This window comes from Mycolicibacterium stellerae (assembly GCF_003719305.1).
In the GTDB taxonomy this organism is placed as follows: domain Bacteria; phylum Actinomycetota; class Actinomycetes; order Mycobacteriales; family Mycobacteriaceae; genus Mycobacterium; species Mycobacterium stellerae.
In genome coordinates this window covers 1-5,662 of the sequence record NZ_RARC01000065.1, presented here as the reverse complement: position 1 = coordinate 5,662, position 5,662 = coordinate 1, and the positions used below count along the sequence as shown (strand labels likewise).

The window sequence follows — 5,662 nt, the reverse complement described above, 5'->3', positions numbered from 1 at the left end:
TTTTAGTGGCTGTAGGCTGAAGTAGATGCAGCCCACTAGTACTAAACCTGACCCGTCTTCGGCAACGTCAGAGGTGTATAAGAGACTGGGCGGGTACTGCGGGTACTGCGGGTACTGCGGGTATTGCGGTGGCTGCGGCTCGGTCATGAGCCCGAGGAGTCTGCGGGCGCCGAGGGCTCCGCGGGTGCCGGTGCGGTGGCCGCCTTCGATGCTTTGCGAATGCCGAACGCCGACACGACCTCGAACACCCCGAGCACGATCAGCCAGACGCCGACCACGATGGCCAGCGTCAGGATGGATTCGAACGGCGAGGCGATCACCACGACACCGGCGATGAGGCTGATCAGACCGATGAAGATGTTCCAGCCCCTGGCGGGCAGGGTGGGATCGCTCACTGCGGCCACCGTGGTCGCGACACCGCGGAAGACGAATCCGACACCGATCCAGATGGCCAGCAGCAAAACCGCGTAGCCCTCGCCGAAATGGCGGAATGCCAGAACGGCGAGGATCAGCGCCGCGGCACCGCTGATGAACAGCAGCACCCTGCCGCCCGCGGTCACATGGAGGCTGAACGCCATGATGACCTGCGAGATGCCGGTCACCAGCAGATACGCGCCGAACACGATCGCTGTTACCAGGATCGAGATGCCCGGCCACGCAAGCACGATGATGCCGAGGATCACCGCCAGAAGCCCGGACATCAACGCCGACTTCCACAGGTGTGGCAACAAGGCCGGGGGAGCTTCGGTAGTCATGATCAAAGTGTTTCACAGCGCTTACCGCGCAGATAAGAGTTTGCAAGCAACGCGCGGGAAATTGAGTCCGACAGCACAATAAGCGGAAGCGCGGCGCAACGCCGTCGTCACCATTAACCTTCCGTACGTTAACTGCCCAAAGCAGAAAGTAGAGGCAACCGTGTTAGGTGGATGGGAAATCCGTCGGGGAAGCATGTGGCGCATCGCAGCGGTTTTAGCTGCAACAGCCACCCTCGCCGTTTCAGGCTGTTCGGCTGGAAGCGATTCCGGGTCGAGCGAGTCGACGAGCGCGGACTCGGCGCCGGCCGCCGAGAAGGTCGATGCGATCGCGAACACCGTGCCCGAGGCGATCAAGTCGTCGGGCAAGCTGATCGTCGGCGTCAACATTCCGTATGCGCCAAACGAATTCAAGGATCCCAGCGGCAAGATCGTCGGCTTTGACGTCGATCTCGTGAATGCGGTGGCGGCCACGCTGGGCCTGACGCCGGAGTATCGCGAGGCGGACTTCGCGAAGATTATCCCGTCGATCCAGGGCGACACCTTCAACATCGGCATGTCGTCGTTCACCGACACCAAGGAACGCGAGCAGACGGTCGACTTCGTCACCTACTTCTCGGCGGGCATTCTGTGGGCGCAGCGGCCAGGAACGCCGGTCGACCCGAACAACGCGTGCGGTAAGAAGGTCGCGGTGCAGGCCACCACGACGGAGGAGACCGAGGAACTGCCTGCCAAGAGCAAGGCGTGCACCGATGCGGGCAAACCCCCGATCGATATCATCAAGTTCGACGGTCAGGACGCCGCCACCAACGCCGTCGTGCTCGGCCAGGCCGACGCGATGTCGGCGGATTCACCGGTCACCGCGTATGCGATCAAGCAGAGCAACGGCAAGCTGGAGGCCGCGGGCGAGATTGCCGACGCCGCACCGTACGGCTGGCCGGTCAAGAAGGGCTCGCCGCTCGCACAGTCGCTCAAGCAGGCCCTCGAGCACCTGATCGAGAACGGCACCTACAAGACGATCGCGACGAACTGGGGTGTCGAACAGGGAATGATCGACAAGCCGGTCATCAACGGCGCGATCAACTAGGTTCGGGATTCCACAATGACTGATGTCGACACGCCGCCGGCCACGTCTCCAGCCGCGATCGATGCCGTTCCGCTGCGTCATCCGTGGCGGTGGGTGGCGGCGGTCGTCATCGTCATCCTGGTGGCGCTGTTCGTCTTCGGCGCTGCCACCAACGACGCCTACCGATGGCACGTCTTCGGGGAGTACGTCTTCAACGAGCGGGTGCTCAAGGTCGGACTGCTGAACACTCTTCAGCTGACCGTCTACTCGATGGTGCTCGCGATCGCGCTCGGCGTGCTTCTGGCGGTGATGCGATTGTCACCGAACCCGGTTTTCAGGTCGGTGTCGTGGGTGTACCTGTGGATCTTCCGCGGCACCCCGGTGTACGTGCAGCTGGTGTTCTGGGGACTCATCCCGACGATCTATGCGAACATCCAGTTCGGGGTGCCGTTCGGGCCGTCGTTCTTCCATGTCAATCTGCAGGCGCTGTCCATCCCGTTCCTGTTGGCCATCCTCGGGCTGGCGCTCAACGAGGCCGCGTACATGGCCGAGATCATCCGCGCGGGAATCAGTTCCGTGCCGGAAGGCCAACTCGAGGCGTCGACTGCTCTTGGTATGTCGTGGGGGATGGCGATGCGCCGCACCGTGCTCCCACAGGCGATGCGGGTGATCATCCCGCCGACCGGCAACGAAATCATCAGCATGCTGAAGACCACCTCGCTGGTCACCGCCGTGCCGTTCGCCCTCGACCTGTACGGCATCACCTCACGCGAGATAGCCGCCCGCGAGTTCGAGCCGGTTCCCCTGCTGCTGGTGGCGGCGTTCTGGTACCTGGTGGTCACCAGCATCCTGATGGTCGGCCAGTTCTACCTGGAGCGGTACTACTCCCGTGGTGCGTCCCGCAAGCTGACCGACAAGCAACTCGAGGCGCTGGCCAAGGCGCAAATAAACAACCCGGGGATGTGACGCGATGACACCCATGGTGAAGGCTGAGGGGGTCTGCAAGAGCTTCGGGGCTCTGGACGTCCTCAGGGGAATCACGCTCGAGGTCGACAAGGGCGAGGTGCTGTGCATGGTCGGGCCGTCCGGCTCGGGCAAGTCGACGTTTCTGCGGTGCATCAACCATCTGGAACAGGTCAACGCGGGCAGGCTCTATGTCGACGGCGATCTGATCGGCTACCGCGAGGGCGGTGCCAAGCTCTACGAGATTTCACCCCGCGTCGCCGCCAAACAGCGCCGCGAGATCGGGATGGTTTTCCAGCATTTCAACCTTTTTCCCCACCGCACGGCTTTGGCGAATGTCATCGAGGCGCCTATCCACGTCAAAGGCGTCAAGAAGGACGAAGCGATTGCGCGCGGAAAGGATCTGTTGGAACAGGTCGGGCTGGCAGACAAAGCGCACGCTTATCCCGCGCAGTTGTCCGGTGGCCAGCAGCAGCGGGTGGCGATCGCCAGGGCGCTCGCGATGAATCCCAAGCTGATGCTGTTCGACGAGCCCACTTCGGCGCTTGATCCGGAGCTGGTGGGCGAGGTGCTTGCGGTGATGAAAAAGCTTGCCTCCGAAGGGATGACGATGGTGGTGGTCACCCACGAGATGGGCTTCGCCCGCGAGGTGGCCAATCAGCTTGTGTTCATGGACGGCGGGGTGGTTGTGGAGAGTGGGCCCCCACGCGATCTGCTCGCCAATCCGCAACACGAACGCACGAAGGCGTTTTTGTCCAAGGTGCTCTAGTCCTGATGCCGGCAAGCACACCGGATCCGGCTTCGCCGTTGTGGCGGGCGGCTCAGGTGTTCCGGTTGCTCAGTTGCATCTACGCGCTCGGCTTTCAGGTCGCGGTCAACGACGACCTCGACCGGCCCGCAATCGGATGGTTGTTGTTCGCGGTCCTGATCGGGTGGAGCGCCGCCTGTGCGGTCGCCTATCTGAACGGGTTCGGCCGTCGTCCCGCCTGGGTGCTGGCCGAACTGGCCATCGTGGTCGCGCTGATGCTGTCAACGGAGTTCGTCGCGTCCGAGCAGTGGGCGCTCAACAACCAGTCATGGCCGACGACGCTGTGGGCCACCAACGCGACGATCTCGGCGGCCATCCTGCTCGGCCCGATTTACGGAATGCTCAGTGGCGTAGTGATTGTCGCGGCCAGCACATTGGCCAAGGGTGTGCTGAACTACGATCTCGGCCGTAACGCGACGGTGGTCATTGAGCTCGCGGTGGGACTCGGTGTCGGCATGGCCGCGCAGACCGCGCGCCGCGCCCACACCGACCTGGAACGCGCCGCGCGGCTGGCGGCGAGGACCGAGGAAAGGGAACGGTTGTCCAGGCAGGTGCACGACGGCGCCATCCAGGTTCTTGCTCTCGTCTCCCGCCGTGGTCGCGAGATCGGCGGCGAGACAGCAGAACTGGCGAAGTTGGCAGGCGAGCAGGAGCGTGCGCTGCGCCGCCTGGTCAGCTCGGCGGACGCCGAGCCGCGAAACGGTGAATTGACCGACGTCGGCGCGCTCCTTCGCCAACGCGCATCGGATCGGGTATCGGTGAGCGTGCCCGCCGACCCGGTACTGCTGGAGACTGGTGTCGCCGAGGAGCTGTCTGCAGCTGCGGGCAACGCGCTCGACAACGCCGCCGCACACGCGGGCCCAGACGCCAAGGCCTACGTGCTTTTGGAGGATCTCGGCGATACCGTCACGGTGAGTATCCGCGACGACGGCGTAGGGATAGCGGAAGGTCGGCTGGAGGAAGCCGTCGGCGAGGGCCGATTTGGGATCGCCAAATCGATTGTGGGGCGGATGAATTGGCTGGGTGGCAGCGCGAAGCTGAACACCGGGCCGGGATGCGGGACGGAATGGGAACTGACGTTACCCCGACGGTGATGGTGGTCGACGACCATCCGATCTGGCGCGATGCTGTTGCTCGCGATCTCGCCGAGGACGGCTTCAATGTGGTGGCCACCGCAGACGGTGTCGGGTCGGCGCGCAGGCGGGCCGCGGCCGTGCAGCCGAACGTCGTGGTGATGGACATGCGGCTGGCCGACGGCGACGGGGCACAGGCGACCGCGGAGGTGTTGACCGTGTCGCCTGCGTCGAGAATTCTGGTGCTCTCGGCGTCCGATGAGCGCGAGGACGTGCTGGAGGCAGTGAAGGCAGGCGCAACCGGATATCTGGTCAAGAGCGCTTCGAAGACCGAACTCGGCGACGCCGTGCGGGCGACGGCGGAGGGTCGCGCGGTGTTCACGCCGGGCCTGGCCGGATTGGTGTTGGGGGAGTATCGACGAATCGCGCGGGGACCGGACTCGAGCTCGGCGCCGAGCCTGACCGAGCGTGAAACCGAGATCCTCCGCCACGTCGCCAAGGGCTTGACCGCCAAGCAGATCGCCACCCGCCTTTCGCTGAGTCACCGCACCGTCGAGAACCACGTTCAGGCGACGTTCCGCAAGCTGCAGGTCGCCAACCGCGTCGAGTTGGCGCGCTACGCCATCGAACACGGGCTGGACGAATGAGCGGATTCGGGTAGTCCTACTCATCCGCCGGGCCCCGTCCATTGCGACTATGACGCAATGACCGCACCGCATGACGCCGTCGTTTCCCGGCTCTCGGCGAACTTCGCCGCAATGTCTGAGCAGTTCGCCAAGGTTTCGGCCGACCTCACCGAACTGGACCGCCTTCTGGGCCAGCGCCCGGTCCCCCCGCAACCCGCACCGTATCCGGTGGCGTCCCCCATGCACTTTCCACAGCCGTACATGCCACCCGCCGTGGCGTACGCGCCGCCACCTCCTCCGCCGCCCCCACCTCCGATCGCCCCGCCGCCACGGATACCCCACCATACCAGCGCCCAACTCGTCTCACCGCCTCT

General features: G+C 64.4%; 6 protein-coding genes and 1 pseudogene. 6 read left to right on the top strand and 1 reads right to left on the bottom strand.

Annotated features, from left to right (window positions below):
- Positions 1-143 precede the first annotated feature (143 nt).
- The gene (locus tag D6M19_RS33865) at positions 144-731 is read right to left on the bottom strand and encodes an HdeD family acid-resistance protein (protein ID WP_123029656.1); all 588 of its coding nucleotides are present in this window, start codon (positions 729-731) and stop codon (positions 144-146) included.
- A 217-nt stretch (positions 732-948) separates the two neighbouring features.
- Here D6M19_RS33865 and D6M19_RS33860 point away from each other — a divergent pair, with 217 nt between their 5' ends.
- The 6 genes and pseudogenes from D6M19_RS33860 to D6M19_RS34515 all read left to right on the top strand — a co-directional run.
- Positions 949-1,839: an ABC transporter substrate-binding protein gene (locus tag D6M19_RS33860; RefSeq protein ID WP_123029655.1), complete on the top strand. Its 891-nt coding sequence runs from the start codon at positions 949-951 to the stop codon at positions 1,837-1,839.
- A gap of 15 nt (positions 1,840-1,854) precedes the next feature.
- Positions 1,855-2,784 (top strand): amino acid ABC transporter permease, encoded by a 930-nt coding sequence (locus D6M19_RS33855; RefSeq protein WP_123029654.1) that lies wholly within the window; start codon positions 1,855-1,857, stop codon positions 2,782-2,784.
- A 4-nt stretch (positions 2,785-2,788) separates the two neighbouring features.
- Positions 2,789-3,550 carry an amino acid ABC transporter ATP-binding protein gene (locus D6M19_RS33850; RefSeq protein ID WP_123029653.1) on the top strand — a complete coding sequence of 254 codons (762 nt, stop codon included), beginning with the start codon at positions 2,789-2,791 and terminating at the stop codon, positions 3,548-3,550.
- 5 nt (positions 3,551-3,555) lie between these two features.
- Positions 3,556-4,683, top strand: coding sequence for a MacS family sensor histidine kinase (macS, locus tag D6M19_RS33845; protein ID WP_206428716.1), 1,128 nt, complete (start codon positions 3,556-3,558; stop codon positions 4,681-4,683).
- A complete protein-coding gene (locus D6M19_RS33840) occupies positions 4,656-5,309 on the top strand; it encodes a response regulator (RefSeq protein WP_123029657.1) in 654 nt (217 codons plus the stop codon). Before macS ends, D6M19_RS33840 begins: the two co-directional genes overlap by 28 nt.
- A 57-nt stretch (positions 5,310-5,366) precedes the next feature.
- A pseudogene (locus D6M19_RS34515) lies at positions 5,367-5,662 on the top strand (DUF2339 domain-containing protein); the annotation flags it as partial.